Genomic DNA, 22,450 nt, shown 5'->3' with positions numbered 1-22,450 from the left:
CCCCATAGGATCTGGTGATCGCAACTTGAGGTAGAATTGTGATGGAAGAACTCTTGTTTTTCAAAGTTATCCAGAAAAACAGGCAATGAACTGTCCAAAATCCCCCAGAATCAGATTGACCATGCCGAATCGCCCTTGCGAATCACAAAAGGCGGGCTACATACACTAAGTCAGACAGCCGATACGAGCGCCCGTAGACCTTAGATGTCTTTAAAGCGGCGATATCATAATCGGATAATCAGCGCTGTCGATGCCTGGAATGTGCCGGATACGGCCTAAAACGGTAGGGATGCCGGTGAGCAGTCCTGCCCGAATGAGTTTTGGGTTTTCAATTCCGTGAAAACATTTTGATACCAGGGTTAAGTCAGGTTTAAGGGACTTTGCGTTAAACCCCAAAGTCAAATGTGATTCAAATGCTGCCTGTGTGGTCCAAACACGGGGGTGATTGATTGCGTAACGCGATAGTTCGCTGGAGCACGACCAGCGACTTTGGAGCAGAATATGGCGACGAAGGCGACACAAGCTGAAGATACGCAGGAACCGGCAGGCGCAGAGGGACAAGATGGTCCGCTCTTGGATTTGTCGGTCGCCGCCGTCAAGAAAATGATCAAGTCCGCGAAAAAACGCGGATACATCACTTATGACGAACTGAATGAAGTTCTTCCACCTGATCAGGTGAGCTCTGAGCAGATTGAAGACACCATGTCGCTTCTTTCTGAAATGGGCATCAACGTTGTTGAGGCGGAAGATGCAGAAGAAGGTAAAGAGGAAGAGGAAGCTCCACCCGCTGTAGACGGCGGTGAGTTGGTTGTTGCTTCTTCTACTGCTGTTACCAAAACCACGACTGCCAAAGAACCTACAGACCGTACCGATGACCCGGTGCGTATGTACCTGCGCGAGATGGGCTCTGTTGAGCTGTTGTCCCGCGAAGGCGAAATTGCCATTGCAAAGCGTATTGAGGCTGGCCGCGAGGCTATGATCTCAGGTCTTTGCGAAAGCCCACTGACCTTCCAGGCGATTATCATCTGGGGTGAGGAGCTGGCTGAAGGCAAGGTTCTGCTGCGTGACATTATTGATCTGGATGCAACATATTCCGGACCTGATGACAAGAACGGTCCATCTGATGATGACCTTTCTGAGCAGGAACAAGCTGGTGAGGGTGAAGTTCCTGAGGCCGTGCGCCTTAAGGAAAAAGAAGAAGCCCGCAAGCGCAAGGAAGAAGAAGCCCGTAAACCTAACGGTGCTGCTGCTCCTGCCGCTGCTGCGCCTGCTGATGCTACTTCGGGCGCGCCGGGTGAAGCACCTGCAGAAGGTGGTGAAACCACTGAAGACGATGACGACGAGTACGAGGCAAACGTTTCTCTTTCCGTAATGGAAGCAGAGCTGAAGCCTATGGTCGTTGAGATCTTTGACAGGATCACAGAGGATTACAAGAAGCTGCGCAAGCTTCAGGACCAGCTGGTTGAAAACAAGCTGGCCAACAAAACTCTGTCTCCGTCTCAGGAGCGTCGTTACAAGAAGCTCAAAGAAGACATTATTGTTGAAGTGAAGAGCCTGCACCTCAATAACAACCGTATTGAGACACTGGTTCAGCAGCTTTACTCCATCAACAAAATGCTGATGGGTTATGAAGGCCGCTTGCTGCGTCTTGCAGACAGCAACGGCGTGAACCGCGCTGACTTCATCAAACACTATCAGGGTTCTGAGCTGGATCCGAACTGGATCCGCAAAGTTGCAAACCTTTCTGGCCGTGGCTGGAAGAAATTTGTGACCAATGATGGCGACATGATCCGCGAACTGCGCGGCGAGATTCAGACGCTTGCGACTGAGACTGGCCTCGAGATCACCGAATTCCGTACTCTGGTTTCCATGGTGCAGAAGGGTGAACGCGAAGCACGTATCGCGAAAAAGGAAATGGTGGAAGCGAACCTTCGTCTCGTTATCTCCATTGCCAAGAAATACACCAACCGTGGCCTTCAGTTCCTGGATCTTATTCAGGAAGGTAACATTGGCCTCATGAAGGCGGTCGACAAGTTCGAATACCGCCGTGGTTACAAGTTCTCCACCTATGCGACCTGGTGGATTCGTCAGGCGATCACCCGATCCATCGCGGATCAGGCACGCACTATCCGTATTCCGGTGCACATGATCGAGACGATCAACAAGATCGTTCGTACCTCTCGTCAGATGCTTCACGAGATTGGCCGTGAGCCAACCCCGGAAGAGCTCTCTGAAAAGCTGCAGATGCCGCTTGAGAAGGTCCGTAAGGTGCTGAAGATCGCTAAGGAGCCTATCTCCCTTGAAACACCGATTGGTGACGAGGAAGACAGCCATCTTGGTGACTTCATTGAGGATAAAAACGCCATCCTGCCGATTGATGCGGCTATTCAGGCGAACCTTCGTGAGACCACGACCCGCGTTCTGGCATCGCTGACACCTCGTGAAGAGCGTGTCCTGCGTATGCGTTTCGGCATCGGCATGAACACCGACCACACTCTGGAAGAGGTTGGTCAGCAGTTCTCCGTTACCCGTGAGCGTATTCGTCAGATTGAAGCGAAAGCGCTGCGTAAGCTGAAGCACCCAAGCCGCTCCCGCAAACTGCGGAGCTTCCTGGACAGCTAAGCTGCTGCTCTGGTTGAGAATTAAGAAAGCCGGTCTCTGTGAGGAGACCGGCTTTTTTTGTTGGGTTGAGACTTTCTGGCTGGAGAGTGGACGGGCTTTCCTGCGTTAATTGAGAGTTATGCTGCTACCGTTTTCTCTTTCTTATTTTCTGTCACCATCTTCTGGATCGACAGAATATGCGCTGTCAGGAAGAGGGGGACGAAGAAGGCGGGGACGAGGACGAGGGGGTAGTGGTCTATGATGTTGGGAGCATCTGTTGAGAGCAGGTGGAAGTAGCCGTTTGAGGTGAGGACACCGGTGCCGATTGCGGCCACGAAATCCAACAGGCCGAGAATGTGAACGCGGATCATGAGAGCGCGGGCGTTGGCGGCGTTGCTGCGGACTGCTTTGTAAGCAAACACGGCCAGAATGCCTGTTGCGATATCTCCAAGGCCCGCTGGCATGGCAAATTCCCATGGCACTGGCCCCATTGCCCACCCCACTAGAAACACAAAGCCGATCACACGCAGGATTTGAATTCCCATAAAGACGCTTTGGCCTGTGGCTTCCAGAATCTTGCGTCCTGCTGCCGTGAAGTTTGCCAGTGCCCATACGGTGAGGGAGCCGCCCAGAAGCAGAAGGATCAATCGTGGAACCTGTGGGGCTTCGGTGGGCAGCGTGAACAGATCTGCCTTGGCAAGCAAGACGGCAGCTGCAAACCACACCCCAAGCAATGTGATGAAGACGCCGACGGCCCAACTTTGAGCGGGTGGTGATAACTGGGCGTGGTTGGCTCTGTTTGCGACGATAGCAACCAGTGTAGTCGGGAATATAACAGCGAAGGCTAAAACAATGAATTCCAGAATGATTGAAGTCATGGGAGTTCTCCTGAATAACTTCAATATTGGTAGTGACTTCAAATATAGGAGTCAATTCCATTTTTGAATTTACTATGCTACCTCTGCTTATATGACTGAGTTTGACCCTTCTCTTCTGCCGCCTGAACTTGCTGGAATTGACCGCGATAACTGCCCCATCATGCGCTCGCTTGGCGTGCTGGGCGATCCGTGGAGTCTCTTGATATTACGAGAGTTTTTTCTGGATGGGCCGCGTAAGTTCAAAGACCTTGAAACGAGTTTGAAGGTCAGTCCTAACACGCTCTCAACTCGCCTGAAAAAGCTGGAGGAACACGGTGTCCTCAAAAAGCGCTTCTACTCTTCCCACCCTCCACGTGCCGACTACGTCCTGACCGAAAAAGGCCAAGCCGTCGGCTCCATTCTGCTGGAACTGCTGAAATGGGGTGAGACGTTTGCGTGAGGTGAGAGGCTTTCGGGAGTGCATCAATTGTGAGCGATTGATGTAAGTTGGTGTTCCGGTGTTTCTGAGAGGATTGTTCTATCGTTTTTGATGGAGCAGGATATGGAACCGGAAGATATGCGGCGTGAGCTGGATGGGTTGAGGGCTTCGATTGGGCGGAAGCCGAGCAGGGGATGGGTGATTGCTACTTCGATCATCACAACACTGCTGGTTCTTGTGGTGATTGCTGTGATTATGATGTTTGCGATGATGAACCGCATGCATGGTGTTGGTTGGCGTGGGCATGGACCTGACAGGTATTTTGATCAGCCGTTGCGACGAGCACCTCCGCCGCCACCGGGTCAACCGCTTCCACGCTGATTTACTTTCCTGCGTGTCCTGATCCGAAAATCAGCACTCACTTTGGTAAGGTGCGCTTTAAGCACCGGCCGGTGCCTGAAGCTTTGGCGGATCGCGTCCCGGGTTGTCTCCACATTTGCGGCACATGTTTGTCATCCCTTCAATGTGACTAGGCCATTCTTGGCATCTTGAACGCCAATAGAGCTGCAATGCTTGCGATGCCCGCCATGATGAGGAACAGGACCGGGCCGGACTGCGCTGCATTTTCCAGTGTAATCAAGTCTTCTGCACCTGGAACGGAGAAGCCGGAGAGGCCAGCCAGAAGGCCTGCCAGCGCTGCGCCAATGGCCATGCCTGCGGATTGCAGAGGCCCGATGAAACCGGAGGCTCTGTCGCGCTCGTCGTCCGTTTCTGCGTAAATGATTGCCTTCTTCAGGAACTGGCTGCTCATGCCAAAGCCTGCTCCGTTAAAGACGGAGGAAAGCAGGAATATCCATAGGGACATCGTGTAGAGTGAAACAACGGTGAGCAGTGTGCCAGCAATGATGTTTAAGGTTCCCAAACGGATCAGAGAGGTTTGGGCGTGTGGTGTTTGCACGCGGGCGACAATCCATGCGGCGGCTGTCCATGTGAAGGCTGTGATGGCCATGGCATAGGATGCCTGGGTGACGGAAAGTCCCCACAGCACCTGCCCCATAGCAGCGCCATAAACAACACGGGCAGCGCTGGCGATGGACAGCAGCAGCGTGACCCACATGCCAAGACCCAAAATGCCGGTGAACTTGAACGCACTGCGCGGAATGAACGGACTGGTGCTTTTCTTATCCCATTTCACGGCGAGGAACAGCAGGAGCAGGCCAACACCTAGAGCTCCAGTGATGTGGGGAAGGCTGCGCAGTTCGCCCACATACGCAATGAGCAATACCGCCACAGCCAGAAGCCCGAGGCGGGGGAACATGCTCATCTTATCCGAGGATTGCGTCGTTGTGGCTTTGTCTCTGGTGGTGGACGGGATGACGGTGATTGCCAGCAGGAGCAGCATCAAAGACAGAGGCAGGTTGGCGTAAAACACTGCACGCCAGGACCAGCTTTCTGTCAGGACACCTGCGGTGAGGGGGCCTATGCCTGCGGAGACAGCCCAAACTCCTGAGAGCAAAGCAAAGACTGAGGAGACGGCGTTTTCCGGATAAAGGTCTGAAATCAACGTATAGCAGAGGGAGACAATCATGCCTTCGCCCAAGCCTTGCAGCATTCTGCCAAGCAGCAGGTGTTCCAGGGAATTTGCAGCGCCGCCAACGAATGAGCCTGCCAGAAACGACAGGGCCGCCGCGATAAAAAGGGGGCGTGCGCCAATGCGTGCTTTCAACGAGCCTGTGACCGTGCCTGCCAGAATGGAGCCGATCTGAAACAGGCTGAGGACCCAGAAGGCGCGTTGCTGGCCGCCAAGATCGCGGATGATATCTGGCATGATGGCGGAGGAGAGGAAGTTGTTCATGCTTGCCGACCCAACACCCAAAATCATGATGAGAGACGCAAGCCAACGACCATCCATGGTGAGCTTTTTGAAAGGCGATAATGGGACTGTTTGTGCCGGGCTGGATATGGTCATGAGTATTGCCTATTTAAAAATATATCACTTATTTAATTTGAGATATTTAATAAGTAAAGTCTTTTCTTATTAAATCGTGGCGCACCTGCTATTTCAATAAATCGATTTTGCAAAAATTGGCCCAACATAAATTGGCGGATTGTTCCATTTGTTTCGCAGGCTTAGCTTTCTTACAGCACGGGGAGGTCCTTTTTTCGGCAGATGTGAAGGCAACTTGAATAGCTAGGTTTATGCGGGCACTTGGCGGTCGCCTACGTGAAGCCTGGCGCGGTTTTGAGTTGTTGAAACGATGAAATATGCTGCGTGCTTTGTGAGGTGTTCTGAATCGAGGCGGCTTCAGAATATGCATAAATAATGAATGTCTGGGGGAGCCTATCAGACCCCAATATAGGAGCACTCGTGGGAATGTGCATGTTGCCGGACTATGATGGTTGTCGGCATTAAAAAAGAAAACCCCGCTTGGGGCGGGGTTTTGAGAGGTTGCATTGGAGGCTTGTGTTACTGCACAAGTTCGTAGGTTATTGTAACTGATGATGAGAGGGTCTCCTGACCTGCTGCAATTGGCGGGGCACTGTCCATTTTTGCAGCTCTCATGCCCATCATTTCCGGGTAAGGGCGCGGGTTGTACCCGGCTTCGGAAATGCTGAGAATTTTGCCGAGGCTAACACCGGCAGCTTTCGCGTAGGTTTCCGCCTTGGTGCGGGCGTCTTTCACGGCGCTTTCGCGGGCTTCATCAATATATTTTTCAGGATTGGATACGCCGAACTGGATCTGGCCAACATCGTTGGAGCCATTTTGCACCAGCATGTCTAGCGTGGTGCCCAGTTTGGTGATGTCCTGCAGACTGATGCGGATGCCGTTCTGCACACGGTAGCCAACAATCTCAGGAGCTTTTGGCTCATTGTTCTTGAGGCGGCGGTTGTCGTAGATCGGTGAAATGTCAAAACCGGTGGTCTGGATATTCTTTTTTTCGATACCTGCGTCTTCAACATCCTGCAGGATGGCGCGCATGGTGACGGAGTTTTGCTGAAGGGCGGACTTTGCATCATCGCCCTGTGTGATTACGCGAGAGACCAGCGTCGCCATATCAGGCGCCACGTTGACCGATCCCTGGCCAGAGATTGTGATCTTACCAGTTTGTTCAGCAGCCTTGGCATTGACACCGCTGGATACAACAAGGGCGGCGGCAACAAGACCAGCAACTGCCAGCGCGCTTATACTTGGAAGACGCAATTTCTTCTGTTCGCTCTGCATTAAATTCTCCAGTTTCAAATTTGTTGAGGCTGATGCCTGATCCGTGCTGCGGACTGTCATTCTTGATCAGCCGAATATCGAGAAATGCAATTAGAAGTTACAATTGCGGCGGCTCTCAGGCGTGATCATGTCAATTCACGGGTTTGATTTTGATGATCCAGGTTTATCGGATCGCCGACATTGCCATCCCCCGACAACAGGATTGCAATGGGGCGCGAAGAAGGGAATTGGGCGCAAATGATGATGGCAAGCACGACAAGCGGCACGCACAACACCATTCCAATGACGCCCCATAATGCCCCCCAAAAGCTCAAGGAGATCATAATGACGAGGGGTGAAATGTTAAGTTGTGTGCCCATCAGACGTGGTTCCACCAGATTGCCGAGAATGAACTGAACTGCTCCCAGCCCAAGAGTAATCGCGATGAATGGTGTGAGGGTGTCGAAATAGACCAGTGACAGCAGGCTTGGGAAGATGACCGCAATCAGAGAGCCGATGGTCGGGATGTAGTTGAGCAGGAAGGCGATGAACCCGAAAAGGGCCGCGTAGGGCAGGCCTGCCCATGACGTGATGCCGTAGGTGAGGAAACCGGTGATGATGCTGACACCGGTTTTGATGCCCATGTAGTGGCGCATGCGGCGACCAATCTCTCCGCGGATGGCGAACGCAAGCTGTACGCGGTCAGAATCTTCAAAGAGGGCAGCGAGCTTTTTGTCAAAGGTTGCCGCCTCGAAAATCATGAAGAGCACGTAGATGAAGACCAGTGAGCTGGATCCGGCCAGACTGGTGAGAACGGATGCCCCGGTGCTGAGGGCTGCACTTAGCGAGAAGTTGGGCAAGATGTCTGAAAGCTGGAGCGGCTTTTCCATATTCAGTTGATTGGCAAGCTTGAGCAGCAGCTCATCCAGCCGTCCTTGATAGGTCGGTGCATCGAACGCCAGCTGTTGCAGGTTGACTGAGACGATGTTGAACAGGATGCCGACGACATAAAAGATCGCGAACAGGGCCAGCAAAATGGTGAGCGGGCGCGGCAGATACGGTCCAACCACAGGCAAATGTCGCAGGGCAGAGGACATGGAGTTGATAATGTACCAAAGCACCAGTGCGATAATCAGGGGTATAATGAGGGAGCGCCCTATGAAGAGTAGCCAGCCAATAATGACAAGAAGGAACAAAGAGGCGGTGAACTTAATGAGAGGCTGGCGCATCATGCACTCCAAGGGGTCAGGCTGCCGGAAGCTGTTAGTTTTCACATAGTCTCTTAAAATCAGGTATTTATAAAGCTTTGTGATGAATGCTCTGTTGATCTGCCGGGGAAAAGGCGCATCCCCAAGTTTCAACAGGATCTGCCTTGTTCACTGCTATAAACAATTTACTCACCCGTGGTTGTTGGTGTAGAACCTGTCTTCGGTAAGGGCCTGTAGCTCAACTGGTTAGAGCCGTCCGCTCATAACGGACTGGTTGGGGGTTCAAGTCCCTCCGGGCCTACCACCTTTCCTATCTTGTTCATTTCCCTTTTAGAACAGCTGCCTTGATGTAACTTGCATTCAAGTCATGCATTTATGCTATCTGCATGATGTAATCGTGTGGGCTCTATTAGAATTGATATTTATACCACTATGAATTTATAGGTGATATATTCTATCAGGCATCTACTGGGTGAAATTGGTTTAAAGTAATCACTTGGTTCTTACCTTGTTAAAAGAAACTAATAACTCGATATGTCGAGAGATGACACAATAGTATTCCCCCAATATACCAAAGCTACATCGATACAACTGACACTTTCTTTCTCAGAAATTTATCGTGAAGTCCTCGTTAGATTAGGGGTTGCTATGAGACTAAATTCTGCTCTCGGGCTTATGCTGGGGTGTGTCCTCAGTGTTGGCTCCTCTCACGCACAACAACTTGTTTATCAGCCGACTAATCCGAGCTTTGGCGGATATGCGGCTAATACTACCCACCTTTTTGCAACGGCCAATGCCCAGAAAACTGCGACTGTCGGAGGAAGCAACAAGTATGGTTCCGGGTCTGGTAGCGGTGCTGATGGTTCTGGCAGTAGCCTGGCTGATTTGTTTGTACGCCAGCTGCAGAACCGATTGATTTATGCTCTGGCGGATCAGGTATCCCAGGCGATTTTTGGTGATGATCCGAAAGACAGCGGCACTGTGAGCTTTGGCGACCAGAAGGTTTCGTTTGTTCGCGGCACAGATTCCATTCAGCTGCAGATTATTGATGAAAGCACGGGTGCCATTACCGATATCACGGTTCCTGTCCTGCAGGACGGTACTCCCATAAATTAATGCCAGGTTATTGATATGATGAAGAAATCCATTGTTGTTGCCATGGCGTTGTCGTTGTCTGCCTGCGGGCCGGTAACACGCATGGCATTTAGTCCCGGACCTCAACTTGCAACGATTTCGGTGCAAGCCAGCAAGCTGAAAAAGCTGCCCGCTCCGAAGGAACCGATTTACGCTGCTGTCTACAGTTATCAGGATCTGACAGGCCAGTATAAGCCGTCTGACAAAGTTCAGACACTGTCACGATCTGTGACACAGGGTGCTGACACTATGCTGGTTCGTGCGCTTCAGGATGCCGGGGATCGCAAATGGTTCCGTGTGGTTGAAAGGGGCAATCTTGATGCTTTGCTGAAAGAACGCCAGATCGTTACGCAGATCCGCAAAATCTATCTGGGTGAAGACAAAGTTGATCCGAAGGTCCTGCCACCACTGCTTTATGCGGGAGTTCTTTTTGAGGGTGGCGTTGTCGGGTATGATAGCAACACCCGAACAGGCGGATTAGGGGCTCGTTATCTGGGCATTGGCGGAAATGCGGATTACCGGCAGGATGACGTGACGGTTTCGCTGCGTGCTGTCAGCACACGAACCGGTGAAGTCATGGCCAACGTGATGGTTCAGAAATCCGTTGTCTCTGTCGGGTTGAAAGGTGGCGCGTTCCGCTACATCGCTTTAGATGAAATTTTAGAAGCCGAAGCTGGCATCACCAAGAATGAGCCTGTCACCCTTGCTGTGCAGCAGGCCATTGAGAAGGCGGTTTATTCCATTGTCATGGAAGGGGCGCGTGTTGGAGCCTGGAGTTTTGAGAACCCGGCTCAAGCCAATGCTTTGTATCAGGAATACACATCTGAGAAGGCACAGGTCACCCAGCGTGTAAAGGTTAAAAAGGCTCGCCCCCCATCGAATATGGGTTCATATCGGGGCAGTGTTCCACTGGCACGGTCAAACCTGTGGGCGAATAAGAAATCTTAGGATGTTGCAAAATGTTCAGCAGTTCTAGAACAACATCCATCTTTTTCCTCTTGATCCAAAGTTTCTCTAAGCCATTGAAAATAAGTGACTATGAGAAATGGTGGCAAGAGATCTCGGTTACCGTAAAAACGGTAATAGAGGGTGTGCGACCTCGCAAAAACTCACACACCCTCATGTCGCAACGGAGCAAATGTGATTGGTTACAATCTCCTTTGCTCACCCGAACTATTATAGGTGAAGGTTCGTAATTATGAAGCAAATTCTTATTTTGTCATGTTCAGCTTTGGCATTTTCAGTTGCTGCTGCACATGCGGGAGATGGTAATGCATCTTCCCTGAGCCAGGTAAATCTTGCTGGTGCAGGCAACACGGGTACAATCACCCAGATTGGCGACAGCAACGATGCGATTGTAGTGCAGACCAACACTGCAGGTGGTGGTAATAACGCAACTGTGCTGCAAACTGGCAGCAACAACATTGCTGGTAGCAATCGTAGCCCAAGCGGTAAGTACGACGGGCAGATGGTGCAGGATGGCGCTAGCAATACTCTTTCCATCAACCAAGATAACAATCAGATGGTAAGAAATGTTAGTCAGTCTGGTGACCAGAACACTGCAAGTATCTTGCAGCGTGCAAATGGCTCTCCTTCTGATCGTACTCCTGATCATCGTGTCTGGCGTGTAAATCAGACCGGTCAGGCCGGTGCTGTTGCCTTACAGAACAGCCTGACAATTGACCAGCGTGGTGACACCAACGTTGTTGCTAAGGTTAGGCAGGAAAATACCTCTGTAACTGGTGGTGTAAACACTGCTTCAATTCGTCAGCGTGGGGACTTTAACGGCGCTAATATTGATGATGTTCCACCAGATCCAACAGGAACAGGTACTCCTGTTGTTGAAGGTCCATCCCATGGTGCGAAGCTGATTCAGGTTGGTTCTGCCAACGACACATCAGCTCTTCAGAATGGTTCACGCAACAATTTCTGGCTTGAGTCCAGAGGTGTCGGCAATATGGTCGATCTGGTTCAGGATGCTGGTTCGAACCAGTCCTACACCAAATCTGTCATTGAAGGTGACATGAATGATGCTGGATACCGCCAGACTGGTGACATGCAGGATATTGATGTCAGTCTAAACGGCAGTAACTTTATGATCCGTGCGCGTCAGTCTGGAACCTCCAATAAAGTTGATTACGTGGGTGCTGGTACCAACGGCAAAGTTTCCATTCAACAGTCTGGTGCCGGCAATGCCTTCTCCGGTCACTCATGGGGCGATCGGCAGTATATTGCTGTGAAGCAGTCTGGTGATAACAACGGCGTTTACATTGATGGCTTGAATGGTCCTAATCTCAACAAGTTCTATGTGTTGCAGACGACAAGCGACAACGGCGTAACGGTTGGGGTTGTTGATGGTAGCTATAACCGCCTGCAGTTCATTCAAAAAGGTGGTGATGGCAACAACATCGACTTTGAAGACGTTAATGGTGATCAGAACAAGATCTTCCTCACCCAGAACGGTACAGGCAATATGATCACCGGTAATGTTGGTAATCGGACTGATGCCTCTACCAGCAATGATAACCACATTCAGGTCGGGCAGATCGGTGATTACAACGAAGCCGGCGTCTCTGTGATGGGAAGCCACAACAGAGCAATGGTTGGCCAGAAGGGTGACTTCAACATTGCTAGTGTTAGCCAGACCGGTGACAGCAACTCTGCAACTATTAACCAGGGTGCTGCCAGTGTGGGAGTTCCAGCTATCGTGACTGACAGTTCTGTTCCGTTCAATACTTTGATGGGCTCGAACTGGTAAGTCTTCTTTCCCCGGCCTACGGGCCGGGGTCTTTTCAGTTTTAGTGACTGAATGCAGAAAAAAAAGAAAATGCTGTGATGTGATGGGAGTGGAGTATTCCACTCCCGGAGCATTGCAATGTTGTTTAAGCGTGTCGGTTTTTTCGTTTTTGGCAGTGTTGTTTGTGGTGCGCTTTCTGGCGTCTCTGCCCAGGAAATGGCGGTTATTCCGCAAGTTGATGCCTCTGGGTATCAGCAGGATGCTTCAACCGCTCAATTACTGGAAAATAAGAGCGCTAAGGTGTTTACGGGCAACATTCCTCAAGTGACTGAAGTTGGTGGGAACACCATCAGCCTTCGGGGGCTGGAAGAGAGTTACGCCACTTTGATCGTTCCTGTGATGCCAGAAACAGTCAGCGGCGTTCCGAACTCTCCGGTTGCCGGGCAGGGGCTCATTATCGGGACCGGTAATACGGTGCTTTATGAGGCTGAGGGAACAGGGAATGGCTTTGGATTTATCCAGTATGGATATGGCAATGCGCTCTCAGGCAGAGCTTATGGGCACGACAACAATGCGCTGGTTGGGCAGTTCGGGAACAATAACCGGGCGCTCTTCAATCAATTTGGAGATGGAAACTCTCTGAGTATCATGCAGGGGCAATAGCCTTCAGTGGGCTCCTCGCTCCGAATTTTCGGGTGATGGATATGTTTAGGAAATTAGCGGGTTTAATTCTGGCATCTGTTTTGATGCCATCTGCGGCTTTTGCAGGTGATGGGAATACAGCTCTCATCCGGCAGGTGGGGGACAATCACGAAGTTCAGGTTTCTCAAAGTGCGAGTGGCAGTGATGTGACTGTCTTGCAAGGGGGGGACACCTTAACCGCAGGCTTGGGTCAACAAGCTTTGCGCGGGACATGGTTTGTCGGCAAGCTGTTGGGTGCCTCAAAAAATACACTGGATACAGCAGATAATGTTGCTGCGCTTGCCGTGCGCAACAGCTTTCTTGCTCCTTCTGCCGCTGGTGTTGGGAATGAAGCAACCGTTGTGATTTCAGGTGATAATTCAACGGGCAATCTGTTCCAGACGGGTGACGGTAATCAGGGCTCGGTAGAAGTATCCGGCAGCAGTTCCAAGGGCACGTTATGGCAACATGGCAATAACAACGAAGCCGGGCTTGCTGTGACGAGCAATGAGACCAATGTGCTTTACACGCAGCGTGGGAACGGGCTTAAAACTTCAGATGTTGCTGCTGGCAACACGCTTACCGTCTATGCGCCAGGTAATACTGTGATGGTGCATCAGCAGTAGGCTGGGCCATGCTTTAGCAGAGGCGAGCTTCAGGTGTTCAGGGCGTTCTCACGCTCTGCCATTGCCAGGGCACCGCGCAGGGCGTCGTTCTTGGCGGGTACGATGAACTGTTTCAGGTCTGGAGGCAGAAATGAGTCGTAGGCGTGGCTCAAACCGCCGAGCAAAGCGATGGGGAGTTTGCCATCATCGCTTAAAAGCCGGAGGGCGGAGGCCACATAGGTGGTGCCTTCCTCGACAATGTCGAGGGCAAGGCGGCTTTGCTGTTTGGCATAGACGAGGATGATGGGCATGAACTCGCCAAAGTCTTTTGGCTTTGCGGTGCGGGCAAACTCGGAAAGCTTACGCGGGTCGTCGTTAAACTGGCGCAAAATGTGTTCCGTTAACGGGCATAGGCTGCGCAGGCCGTCGTGGGCGAGCAAGGCTTCTTCCAGTGCGCGTTCGCCCATTTTAGCGCCGCTGCCCTGATCCCCGCAATGGAAGCCCCAGCCGCCAAGGTAATAGTGCTTTTCGCCTTTGCGGGCCATGAAGTTGGACCCTGTGCCGAGGATGCCGATGACACCGTCGTCAGAATCATGAGCGCCTTCCAATGCGATTAAGCTGTCGGAGACGACCTGAACGGCGGCGAACGGCAGGTTTTCGGCAAGGCCAATGGGGTCGTTGTGGGCGTTGGCGCCTGCCAGCCCCAGCACTGCGAATGTCTGTTGTAAGGCTTCTTCGGTTAGTCCTGCATCCTTGCAGGCCTCTTTGGCGGCATGGAGAATGGAGCTGAGGCTCTGGGTCGGGTCGCTGTAGATGTTGGCTGATCCGGCTTTGCCGCGTCCCAGCAAACGTCCATCTGCCGTTGCGATTGCAGCACGACAACTGGAGCCACCGCCATCAACACCCAGAATGTAATCCATGAAGCTTGCCTCTGTTTGTTCCAATCCCACTGCTGTGTATGGCAGCAGGTGTTTAATGCATGGTTGAGACTTGTCAGTTTTAGCGGGCGGTGGTTTGAGGGGGAGTGTTTGATGGTGGTTGGAATAGGATGTGTCGGCTGACCAGTTTATTGACGAGCAAGCGGTTTACCCGGTGTTGTTCCTCGAAGACCATAAGCGCGCTGAGTTTTTTGGGTTGTAGCGCGCTTATGGTGTGATGGCTTGCTGGCTGAGAGCTGAGCCCCTTGCCGTGAGGTGTGCCTGTCTTACTTCGTGTTCACCCTTGCAGAGAGTTCGGCGGCGGTTTCTTTGCGTTCGGAGTAGCGGTCGGTCAGGTAGTCGGAGTGGCCGCGGGTGAGGTGGGTGAATTTCATGAGTTCTTCCATCACGTCCACCACGCGGTCGTAGAGAGAGGACGGCTTCATGCGGTCGGTCTCGTCGAACTCCAGAAACGCTTTGGGGATGGAGGACTGGTTTGGAATGGTGACCATGCGCATCCAGCGGCCTAGCACGCGCATCTGGTTGACGGCGTTGAAGCTTTGGGAGCCGCCGCTGACCTGCATCAGAGCGAGTGTTTTGCCCTGAGTTGGGCGGACTGCACCGACGGAGAGGGGCACCCAGTCAATCATGGTTTTCATGATACCGGTCATGGAGCCGTGGCGCTCTGGTGAGCACCAGACCTGACCTTCGGACCACATCATCAACTCACGCAGTTCCTGCACCTTGGGGTGATCCGGCTCTGCATCATCAGCCAGTGGCAGGCCGCTTGGGTTGAAGATGCGGGTTTGCGCGCCGAGCTGCTCCAGAATGCGCTGGGCTTCCAGCACTGCGAGGCGGGAGAAGGAGCGTTTGCGCAGGGAGCCGTAGAGCAGCAGGATGCGTGGGGCGTGGTCTGGCGCATCGTCTTTGCGCAGAGCACCAGTGTTGATGGGGTGGAAGCTGTCGGCCTCCACCTTTGGCAGATCAGAAGACATCTCAGACACGGCTTAACCCTTTGCCGGAATGACGACTTCGCCGTCTTCCTTGGTGAATGCGCCTATCTGTTCTTCATCCAGAATTTCCAGCAGGACCTCGGAGGGGCGACAGAGGCGGGTGCCTTTGGCGGTGGTGACGAATGGGCGGTTCATGAGGATCGGGTGTTGCTCGATGAAGTCGATGAGCTGCGCGTCGGTCCACTTTTCATCATCAAGGCCGAGTTCTTCGTAGGGCGTGCCTTTTTTGCGCAGGATTTCGCGTACGGTGAGGCCGCTGTCTTTGATCAGCTTTTCCAGCGTTGCGCGGGAGGGCGGAGTTTTAAGGTATTCGATGACCTCTGGTTCCATTCCTGCCTGCTTGAGCATGGCGAGGGTGTTGCGGGAGGTGCCGCATTTTGGGTTGTGGTAGATGATCGGGTTCATTTGGTCTCTCCGATGGGGTCGGTCAAGGACAAGGAAACGGGTTGAAATCCAGACACAGGGTGGGATCGCCGCTGCAGCAATCCTGCGTCAGGAAACGAAGCAGGCCGCGCATGGTGTGCGGGGCAATGGCATAGCGCACCACACGCCCTTCGCGCTGGGCGGTGAGAAGCCCGGCGCGTTCAAGCGTTGCAAGGTGGAAGGACATGCGTGTGGGGGCGATGGAGAGATCTTTGGCGATCTGTCCGGAGGGCAGGCCCTTGGGCATTGATGTCAGGATGAGACGGAAGGCAGCGAGCCTGTCTTTATGAGCCAGAGCGCTCAGCGCTGCGACGGCTTCGTCTTCCTGTAAATTTGCGGAGGTGTTGCACTCAGAACTCTCTGTCATGCAATAATACTACAAATATCCTTGTAGTATTGCAAGGTGAGTCTTCTGAAGGAAAAAAGAGAGGGAGGCTTTTGTTGTTATTGAGGAGTGCCTCCCTCCAATGTGCCAATGCCAACCTGTCAGGCATTGGGTGGTCCAGATGGGGTGTGTGTTGTGTTTAGCCGCGCGGTGCAAGGTGGAAGAGAATGACCTCAGCCCCATTGCCGTTGCTCAGTTCCAGCGTGCCGCGGCCTTCAGCTTCAATGGCATCGCCATCACTCAGCGTTTGGCCACCGATCTGCACTTCGCCGCGGGCCACGTGCACGTAGACTGCGCGCTCGTCTGCCAGCTCAAAGTTGATGGTGTCAGCGCCATCCAGCTTGCCGGAATAGATATCGGCGGCGGCTTCTGTGCGGATGGATCCGTCACGGCCATCTTGAGAGAGGAACAGTTGTAGTTTGCCGCTGCGGGCTTCGTCGCTCAGGTCCAGCATCTCATAGCGCGGCGTGGTGTTCTTGCGGTCCGGGATCAGCCAGATCTGGAGCAGGTGCGTTTCGTCCGTGCTGGAGGGGTTGAACTCGGAGTGCTGCACACCGGTGCCGGTGCTCATGAACTGGATGCCACCTTTGTGCACGGTGCTGCCGTTGCCCATGGTGTCTTTGTGTTCCAGCGCGCCTTCCAGCATGTAGGAGAAGATTTCGAAGTTCTCATGGGGGTGCATGGGGAAGCCGCCATCCGGGCCGACCCAGTCATCGTTGATGACCCGCAGATTGTGGAAGTTCATGTTATTGCGGTCAAAATAGCTGGCGAAGCTGAAGGAGTGGGCGGATTTCAACCAACCTGCATCGGCATGGCCGCGCTGGTGGGAAGGGCGAACTCTCAGTTTCAAATCAGATGCTGTAACAGACATGGGGCTCTCCTGATTTCTTAATATTTACAGTGGTGTCGTCATGCCCTTAAAGATATTCCAGTGCTTGGAATGAACAAGGTAAGCTTTGGTGATCTGATTGTTCGCCATTAGTGAACGAACAGATTCGGGGCGTGTTTTCGGAAACTGCAAAATCCGGCTCTGAATTTCTCAAAAATTTCGCAGGGGGAGGTGCTGGCACAGATTCCTGTGCGCTACTTGTGCCAAAGCCCCTAAATCTGTGGGTTAGCGCCGCGCTTTAAAGACTTCTGGTAGGTCCTCCGCCTAATTTGCGGATTGGTTAATGAAAGATTTCTGAGTCATGATGCAGCTGTCCTTCAAAACGGCTGCCCTTAAGGCTTGGAGCGTGGAACAGGTAGTATGGCGTTGAAAATCCTGCACACAGCAGACTGGCATATTGGCCAGAGTCTGAATGGCTGGTCGCGCACCTATGAGCATCAACAATTCTTCATGGAGCTTGAAGAATTGATTGAACGCCATGAGGTGGATGCGCTGGTTGTGGCAGGAGACGTGTTTGACAACCAGAACCCATCCGCAGACGCCACGCAGATGTTGTATGAGGCACTCGCGCGGTTCCGCGAGAAGCGCCCGCATCTGGTGACGGTGCTGACTGCTGGCAATCATGACCCTGCCGGACGTGTGGAAGCGCCGGGTGTGCTGTTTCAAAAGATTGGCGTGCAGGCGGTTGGCATGGTGCGCCGAAACGACGGTTTGCTGGACCTTTCCCATCATCTTGTACCGCTTCATGACAGTGATGGTGCCGTGAAAGCCTATGTGCTGGCGCTGCCGTTTCCTCGGGCGACGGATTTGCCGGGACTGAGCTTCTCCTCTTCAGAGGAAGGGTCTCCTGTGGTGCGGGCTGTGGCAGAGCTTTATGAAGCGGCAGCCTCGCAAGCTCGTGAGCAGATTGGTGAGATGCCGCTTATTGCGACTGGTCACTTGCATGTGGCGGGTGGTCTGGAGTCAGAAGGGGCGGAGCGCCGTATTCTGATTGGCGGTGAGCATGCCATGCCGTGGGAGCAGTTTCCTGATGATCTGACTTATGTGGCGCTTGGGCATTTGCACAAACCGCAGAAGGTGGGCAAGGAAACCATCCGCTATTCCGGGTCCCCGTTTCCTCTTTCCGTCACCGAGCAACATTACAAGCACGGCGTTAATCTGCTGAGCTTTTCTGATGCCGGTGTGCTTTCCATTGAGCGCTTGCCTCTTAGCCGACCTGTGCCATTCCATCGCCTGAAAGGGGATGGTGGCTTGCTGCTGGAGGAGCTGGTGCCAGCTCTTGTGGCGCTGGAGCTGGATGCAGACCTGCCAGTAGAGCAGCAGCCGTTTGTGCATGTGGATTTGCGACCGCAGGTTTCTGCCGGTGGGCTAAAAGCTGAGGTGGATCAGATCCTTGCGCAATATCCAGTGCGCAGTGCCGGTGTTTCAGTGTTGCGGCCAAAACAGCAAGAGGTGGTGAGTGTTGAGGCCGAGAGCCTCATTCGCCTTTCTGAAATTCAGCCGGATGAGCTTTTCAAATCCGCTTTTGAGCGGGTGCACGGCATTGAGCCGGAAGCCAAACATCTGGACTATTTTTATCGCGCAATCGCAGAAGCGGAGGTTGAGTAATGCGTATTCTAGCGGTGCGTGGCGAAAACCTTGCCAGTCTGGCGGCTCCGTTTGAGATTGACCTTGAACAGGAGCCATTGAACGGGGCAGGTTTGTTCGCGATTACCGGAGAAACGGGCGCGGGCAAATCCACATTGCTGGACGCCTTGTGTCTTGCCTTGTTTGGGCAATGCCCTCGTTTGAGCGCTGCGGGAAGCAGCGACAGCGTGCCAGATGTTGCTGGTGCTGAGCTGCGAGAAACAAACCCGCGCACAGTGCTCACACGTGGGGCTGCTTCTGGCTTTGCTGAGGCGGACTTTGTTGGCGCGGATGGAACTGGATATCGTGCGCGCTGGACTGTGCGCCGGGCTCGCAACAAAGCATCTGGACGCCTGCAGAATGTGGAGCGCTCGCTGGTTCGCATTGAAGACAATGCTGCGGTTGAGAGCGGCATCAAACAGGTGGATGCGGCTGTTGAAGAGCGGCTGGGCCTGACCTATGACCAGTTCAAGCGTACTGTGCTGTTGGCGCAGGGGGATTTTGATGCCTTCCTGAAAGCCAATGACAATGAGCGCGCTGCCTTGCTTGAAAAAGTGACGGGCACGCAGCGCTACAGAGATATTTCCAAACAGATTTTCCAGCGCTTTACTGATGCGAAGGATGCAACCTCAAAACTGGAAGAAAAGTCTGATGTGGCTGGTCTTTTAGAAGAGGAAGAACGCACTGCTCTTGTTGGGCAGTCAGAAGAGTTGGAGAAGCAATCCAAGTCTATGCAGTCAGATATGGATGCGATTGCCAAGTCTCTGGGGCATTTGCAGAAACTGGATGAAGCGAAGACAAAGCTGGCGTCTGCGCAGGATGAGTTTGTGGCGTTGAAGGCCCGCCATGAAAATGCGAAGGCCAAGCGGGATCTGAAGGCGCAATTTGAGCGCATCAAATCTCTTGAGCCTGTGAACCACCGTGTGGTTGAGGCCGAGAAGGATGTTGCTGGCACCCGTGCTGCTGCTGAAAAAAGCCGGGTGATGCTGGAAGGTGCCCGCAAAGACCTTGCTGGCAAGGAAGAGCAGGCCAAACAAGCTGATGCGGTTTTCAATGAGCTGGAAGCTGAACTTGCCAAGTTGACACCGGAATGGAGTGCAGCTGAGCAACTGGACACCAAGCTGGGTGAGCTTGAGGTTGAAGGCAAACAATTGCGGGACCGCTCTGACACTGCTGTGGCGGATGCCGAGCAGGCGGATGCAGCGCTGGCAGAGCACACCAAATCTCTGGATGAACAGAAAGCCTTGCAAGCCACTGTGAAAGAGCAGATGGCGCGGTTGAGTGCGACCAAGATTTTGAAAGACCGTCAGGATAGCCTGATTGCAGATCTGGATGAGTTTGAACGGGTTCAGGTTGCGCTGACGAAAGATGCGACGCACCTTGCCCAGATGCGCAAGCGCGAGAGTGAGTTGAGCGATATCCAGAGCACTCTTTCTGCCCAGCTGGAGCAGTTTGTCTCTGATCTGGAAGGGTGTGAAGGCGCGTTTGCTGCCAAGAAGGGCGAGATTTCCGCTCTTGGTGCTGAGAGTGCCCGTAAAAGCATGGAGCAGCTTTCTACGTTCCGTCAGCGGGCTGAAAAACTGCAGGAGACGTCTCGCCACTTTTTGAAAGCCAAGCGTAACAAGCAGGCTGAGAGTGAGACTTGGAAGAAGCTGGTGGACCAGATGACCGGGTTGCAGCAGGCGAAAGGCAAAGCGTCCAGTGAGCTGACTTTTCGAGGGGAAGCCCTTGAGAAAGCACGCGGCCTTTCCACTCTTGCTGAAGCGGCGCAAGGCGATCAGGTGAAGCTGTTGCGCGCCGAGCTGGTGGATGATGCACCATGTCCGGTCTGTGGTTCTGACCATCACCCCGTAGATACACAGGAGGGCCGGGCTGCGTTGGACACGCTGTTCGGCGACGTGTTTCTACAGCGCAAGGAAGCGGAAGAAGCTCGCGCAGCTGCGCAGCGAAACCTAGACGAGGTCAACGGCCAGATTGCAGCCTGTGAGGCATCGCAGAAAAATGCGTCCGCCTTGATGGAACGCTATGCCAGTGAGGCTGATGCGCTTCGGGTTGAGGCGGAAGAACAGTGGGCTGCTTTGGCGCCGCCGGTTGAGGTGGCGTTTGCTCTTGATGGCTTGCTTGATGCGCCGGACCTGCTGGACGCTGTGCTTGCGCAAGTGGCGACACAGGTTGAGGCTCTACGTGCCGTTCTTGTTCAGGAAGACGTGCTGCGTCAAGAGCTGGAGCAGCTGGATGTCATGCTGCGTGGTTTGCGGGATGCACACCAGAAAGCAGTTGGTGATCAGGCTCGTAAGGCTGAAGAGGTTTCATCTATCAAGGTGGAGCTTTCTGGCGTGGAAGGTCGCCACACCGAGAACTTTGAGGCACAGTCACGATTGGAACAGCGGCTTGGTGAAACGCTGCTGGCTGGTGGCATGGTGTTCGGGTCCCTTGGTGCCGAGTTACCAGCACTGAAGGCGAGTTTGCAGGAGTGTATCTCCACCTGGGAGCAACTGGAGCAGCAGGAGGGAACAACTTCTGCCGCGCTGCAATCTCTTGAACAGAAAACGAGTGGTTTGAGTGAACGGCGGGATGGACTGGCCAAATCCTCCGGCGAGTTGCTGAGGCAGTTGGAGCAGCTGCGCGTGCTGCATCAGGAGCGCTCTGCAGAGCGGAAACTGTTGTTGGGTGGGATGGCGACCGGGGCGCATCGGGCGGCATTTTCTGAAAAACACAGCAACGCAAAAGAACGCAAAAATAACGCTAGCAACGCACAAAACAACGCAAGAGAAGAATTCGGGCGCATTGAGGCTGGATTGGCAGCGGCAAAAGCTGCGGAGGCAAAAGCGGCCTCTGTGCTAAGCGACTGTGCTGACAGGTTAAATGCGGAACTTGCGAGCTTGGGGCTGACGAAAGAAGCCTATGACGGATTGCAGGAGCGGAGCTCTCAGGAGCTGGACGCACTGGCCTCAGAGCTGAAGATGCTGGATGACGCTTACTTAGCAACGCAAACGGCTGTTTCCACTTGGGAGAAGGAGCTTGCTGCGGTTGAGGCCCTGCCTTTGCCGGAGAAGCCGCAGGAGGAGTTATCCTCGTTGTTGGAGGCCTCAAAGCAAACGCTTGCTGAGTTGCAGGTAAACAAGGGCGTTCTTTCTGAAAAGCTGCGGGTTGATGCGGACGCGCGGGAAAAGGCCCAGCAAATCATGGGTTTGTTGTTGGAAGCGAAAGAGACCGCCAAGACGTGGGGGGCGATTTCGGAAGCGATTGGCTCTGCAGATGGTTCCAAGTTCCAGAAGGTGGCGCAGGGCGTTACTCTCGATTTGCTGGTGGAGCTGGCCAACAAACAGCTGCATCAGCTTAAGCCACGGTACCAGCTGAAACGGGCTGACTTCGGCCTTGGCCTGTTTGTCATCGATCGCGATATGGGCGACACACCACGCTCCACACGCTCGCTAAGTGGCGGAGAACGCTTCCTTATTTCGCTCAGCCTCGCACTTGCTCTCTCCGGTTTGGAAGGCCGCCAATCGTTCGTTGATACGCTCTTTATCGACGAAGGTTTCGGTTCTCTGGATGCTGAAAGCCTCGACCTTGCCATTGATGCGCTGGAAATGCTGCAGGGGCAGGGGAGAAAAGTTGGCGTCATTAGCCACGTGGAAGCGCTGAAGGACAGAATTCCGGTTCAGGTTCAGGTGGTTAGGCAGGGTGCCGGACGCAGCCGTGTGGCGGTGAATGCACCAGCAGGATGGTGATA

Annotated in this window: 19 protein-coding genes and 1 tRNA gene; 11 read left to right on the top strand and 9 right to left on the bottom strand. The window is 53.3% G+C overall.

The features are described from left to right. Nucleotides 1-501 precede the first annotated feature (501 nt). Nucleotides 502-2,622 (top strand): RNA polymerase sigma factor RpoD, encoded by a 2,121-nt coding sequence (rpoD, locus tag PsAD13_RS22345; RefSeq protein ID WP_063319509.1) that lies wholly within the window; start codon nt 502-504, stop codon nt 2,620-2,622. Nucleotides 2,623-2,738: 116 nt separating this feature from the next. On the opposite strand, the gene PsAD13_RS22340 is transcribed toward rpoD, so the two are convergent. Continuing rightward, the gene (locus PsAD13_RS22340; RefSeq protein WP_063302582.1) at nt 2,739-3,479 is read right to left on the bottom strand and encodes a hypothetical protein; all 741 of its coding nucleotides are present in this window, start codon (nt 3,477-3,479) and stop codon (nt 2,739-2,741) included. 91 nt (nt 3,480-3,570) lie between these two features. On the opposite strand from PsAD13_RS22340, the gene PsAD13_RS22335 reads away from it, so the two are divergent. Together PsAD13_RS22335 and PsAD13_RS22330 are read left to right on the top strand one after the other, a co-directional pair. Beyond that, entirely contained in the window at nt 3,571-3,918 is a 348-nt protein-coding gene (locus tag PsAD13_RS22335) for a helix-turn-helix domain-containing protein (RefSeq protein ID WP_063319508.1), read from the top strand. A gap of 102 nt (nt 3,919-4,020) precedes the next feature. Further along, on the top strand, nt 4,021-4,278 hold the full coding sequence (locus tag PsAD13_RS22330) for a hypothetical protein (protein WP_057461158.1): 258 nt from the start codon (nt 4,021-4,023) through the stop codon (nt 4,276-4,278). 148 nt (nt 4,279-4,426) lie between these two features. On the opposite strand, the gene PsAD13_RS22325 is transcribed toward PsAD13_RS22330, so the two are convergent. From PsAD13_RS22325 to PsAD13_RS22315, 3 genes are all read right to left on the bottom strand, one after another. Beyond that, nucleotides 4,427-5,866 (bottom strand): MFS transporter, encoded by a 1,440-nt coding sequence (locus PsAD13_RS22325; protein WP_208986875.1) that lies wholly within the window; start codon nt 5,864-5,866, stop codon nt 4,427-4,429. A gap of 498 nt (nt 5,867-6,364) precedes the next feature. Continuing rightward, on the bottom strand, nt 6,365-7,120 hold the full coding sequence (locus PsAD13_RS22320) for an SIMPL domain-containing protein (protein WP_063289991.1): 756 nt from the start codon (nt 7,118-7,120) through the stop codon (nt 6,365-6,367). A gap of 125 nt (nt 7,121-7,245) precedes the next feature. Beyond that, nucleotides 7,246-8,328 carry an AI-2E family transporter gene (locus PsAD13_RS22315; protein WP_057461156.1) on the bottom strand — a complete coding sequence of 361 codons (1,083 nt, stop codon included), beginning with the start codon at nt 8,326-8,328 and terminating at the stop codon, nt 7,246-7,248. A gap of 206 nt (nt 8,329-8,534) precedes the next feature. Between PsAD13_RS22315 and PsAD13_RS22310 the strand changes: the two genes are divergently transcribed. From PsAD13_RS22310 to PsAD13_RS22285, 6 genes are all read left to right on the top strand, one after another. After that, nucleotides 8,535-8,611, top strand: a tRNA-Ile gene (locus PsAD13_RS22310). Between the two features lie 344 nt (nt 8,612-8,955). After that, nucleotides 8,956-9,423: a curli assembly protein CsgF gene (locus PsAD13_RS22305; RefSeq protein ID WP_208860170.1), complete on the top strand. Its 468-nt coding sequence runs from the start codon at nt 8,956-8,958 to the stop codon at nt 9,421-9,423. A 15-nt stretch (nt 9,424-9,438) separates the two neighbouring features. Further along, a complete protein-coding gene (locus PsAD13_RS22300; RefSeq protein ID WP_063319506.1) occupies nt 9,439-10,389 on the top strand; it encodes a CsgG/HfaB family protein in 951 nt (316 codons plus the stop codon). A gap of 250 nt (nt 10,390-10,639) precedes the next feature. Further along, the gene (locus PsAD13_RS22295) at nt 10,640-12,199 is read left to right on the top strand and encodes a curlin (protein WP_063319505.1); all 1,560 of its coding nucleotides are present in this window, start codon (nt 10,640-10,642) and stop codon (nt 12,197-12,199) included. 117 nt (nt 12,200-12,316) lie between these two features. After that, a complete protein-coding gene (locus PsAD13_RS22290; RefSeq protein WP_063293943.1) occupies nt 12,317-12,841 on the top strand; it encodes a curlin repeat-containing protein in 525 nt (174 codons plus the stop codon). A gap of 41 nt (nt 12,842-12,882) precedes the next feature. After that, nucleotides 12,883-13,485 (top strand): curlin, encoded by a 603-nt coding sequence (locus tag PsAD13_RS22285; RefSeq protein WP_063319622.1) that lies wholly within the window; start codon nt 12,883-12,885, stop codon nt 13,483-13,485. 29 nt (nt 13,486-13,514) lie between these two features. Here the strand turns inward: PsAD13_RS22285 and PsAD13_RS22280 are convergent, their stop codons facing one another. The 5 genes from PsAD13_RS22280 to PsAD13_RS22260 all read right to left on the bottom strand — a co-directional run bounded on the left by PsAD13_RS22280 (nt 13,515) and on the right by PsAD13_RS22260 (nt 17,073). Beyond that, on the bottom strand, nt 13,515-14,384 hold the full coding sequence (locus PsAD13_RS22280) for a BadF/BadG/BcrA/BcrD ATPase family protein (RefSeq protein WP_063289987.1): 870 nt from the start codon (nt 14,382-14,384) through the stop codon (nt 13,515-13,517). Nucleotides 14,385-14,668: 284 nt separating this feature from the next. Then, on the bottom strand, nt 14,669-15,376 hold the full coding sequence (gene arsH, locus PsAD13_RS22275; RefSeq protein WP_063302577.1) for an arsenical resistance protein ArsH: 708 nt from the start codon (nt 15,374-15,376) through the stop codon (nt 14,669-14,671). A 12-nt stretch (nt 15,377-15,388) separates the two neighbouring features. Beyond that, entirely contained in the window at nt 15,389-15,799 is a 411-nt protein-coding gene (gene arsC / locus PsAD13_RS22270) for an arsenate reductase (glutaredoxin) (RefSeq protein ID WP_063293940.1), read from the bottom strand. 22 nt (nt 15,800-15,821) lie between these two features. Continuing rightward, on the bottom strand, nt 15,822-16,184 hold the full coding sequence (locus PsAD13_RS22265; RefSeq protein WP_063319504.1) for a metalloregulator ArsR/SmtB family transcription factor: 363 nt from the start codon (nt 16,182-16,184) through the stop codon (nt 15,822-15,824). A 157-nt stretch (nt 16,185-16,341) separates the two neighbouring features. Beyond that, nucleotides 16,342-17,073, bottom strand: coding sequence for a pirin family protein (locus tag PsAD13_RS22260; RefSeq protein ID WP_063319503.1), 732 nt, complete (start codon nt 17,071-17,073; stop codon nt 16,342-16,344). Between the two features lie 378 nt (nt 17,074-17,451). On the opposite strand from PsAD13_RS22260, the gene sbcD reads away from it, so the two are divergent. Next, nucleotides 17,452-18,699, top strand: coding sequence for an exonuclease subunit SbcD (sbcD, locus tag PsAD13_RS22255; RefSeq protein WP_063319502.1), 1,248 nt, complete (start codon nt 17,452-17,454; stop codon nt 18,697-18,699). Next, nucleotides 18,699-22,448, top strand: coding sequence for an AAA family ATPase (locus tag PsAD13_RS22250; protein ID WP_063319501.1), 3,750 nt, complete (start codon nt 18,699-18,701; stop codon nt 22,446-22,448). Before sbcD ends, PsAD13_RS22250 begins: the two co-directional genes overlap by 1 nt. Nucleotides 22,449-22,450 lie beyond the last annotated feature (2 nt).

It is taken from the genome of Pseudovibrio sp. Ad13, from assembly GCF_001623225.1.
GTDB lineage: Bacteria > Pseudomonadota > Alphaproteobacteria > Rhizobiales > Stappiaceae > Pseudovibrio.
Note: the sequence above shows the minus strand (reverse complement) of the source record. Positions and strands in the feature narration are given on the sequence as shown.

Excerpts from the sequence above, each read along its gene's own strand:
- rpoD (WP_063319509.1), top strand. The coding sequence starts at position 502 with ATGGCGACGAAGGCGACACAAGCTGAAGATACGCAGGAACCGGCAGGC.
- PsAD13_RS22340 (WP_063302582.1), bottom strand. The coding sequence starts at position 3,479 with ATGACTTCAATCATTCTGGAATTCATTGTTTTAGCCTTCGCTGTTATA.
- PsAD13_RS22335 (WP_063319508.1), top strand. The coding sequence starts at position 3,571 with ATGACTGAGTTTGACCCTTCTCTTCTGCCGCCTGAACTTGCTGGAATT.
- PsAD13_RS22330 (WP_057461158.1), top strand. The coding sequence starts at position 4,021 with ATGGAACCGGAAGATATGCGGCGTGAGCTGGATGGGTTGAGGGCTTCG.
- PsAD13_RS22325 (WP_208986875.1), bottom strand. The coding sequence starts at position 5,866 with ATGACCATATCCAGCCCGGCACAAACAGTCCCATTATCGCCTTTCAAA.
- PsAD13_RS22320 (WP_063289991.1), bottom strand. The coding sequence starts at position 7,120 with ATGCAGAGCGAACAGAAGAAATTGCGTCTTCCAAGTATAAGCGCGCTG.
- PsAD13_RS22315 (WP_057461156.1), bottom strand. The coding sequence starts at position 8,328 with ATGCGCCAGCCTCTCATTAAGTTCACCGCCTCTTTGTTCCTTCTTGTC.
- PsAD13_RS22305 (WP_208860170.1), top strand. The coding sequence starts at position 8,956 with ATGAGACTAAATTCTGCTCTCGGGCTTATGCTGGGGTGTGTCCTCAGT.
- PsAD13_RS22300 (WP_063319506.1), top strand. The coding sequence starts at position 9,439 with ATGATGAAGAAATCCATTGTTGTTGCCATGGCGTTGTCGTTGTCTGCC.
- PsAD13_RS22295 (WP_063319505.1), top strand. The coding sequence starts at position 10,640 with ATGAAGCAAATTCTTATTTTGTCATGTTCAGCTTTGGCATTTTCAGTT.
- PsAD13_RS22290 (WP_063293943.1), top strand. The coding sequence starts at position 12,317 with ATGTTGTTTAAGCGTGTCGGTTTTTTCGTTTTTGGCAGTGTTGTTTGT.
- PsAD13_RS22285 (WP_063319622.1), top strand. The coding sequence starts at position 12,883 with ATGTTTAGGAAATTAGCGGGTTTAATTCTGGCATCTGTTTTGATGCCA.
- PsAD13_RS22280 (WP_063289987.1), bottom strand. The coding sequence starts at position 14,384 with ATGGATTACATTCTGGGTGTTGATGGCGGTGGCTCCAGTTGTCGTGCT.
- arsH (WP_063302577.1), bottom strand. The coding sequence starts at position 15,376 with ATGTCTTCTGATCTGCCAAAGGTGGAGGCCGACAGCTTCCACCCCATC.
- arsC (WP_063293940.1), bottom strand. The coding sequence starts at position 15,799 with ATGAACCCGATCATCTACCACAACCCAAAATGCGGCACCTCCCGCAAC.
- PsAD13_RS22265 (WP_063319504.1), bottom strand. The coding sequence starts at position 16,184 with ATGACAGAGAGTTCTGAGTGCAACACCTCCGCAAATTTACAGGAAGAC.
- PsAD13_RS22260 (WP_063319503.1), bottom strand. The coding sequence starts at position 17,073 with ATGTCTGTTACAGCATCTGATTTGAAACTGAGAGTTCGCCCTTCCCAC.
- sbcD (WP_063319502.1), top strand. The coding sequence starts at position 17,452 with ATGGCGTTGAAAATCCTGCACACAGCAGACTGGCATATTGGCCAGAGT.
- PsAD13_RS22250 (WP_063319501.1), top strand. The coding sequence starts at position 18,699 with ATGCGTATTCTAGCGGTGCGTGGCGAAAACCTTGCCAGTCTGGCGGCT.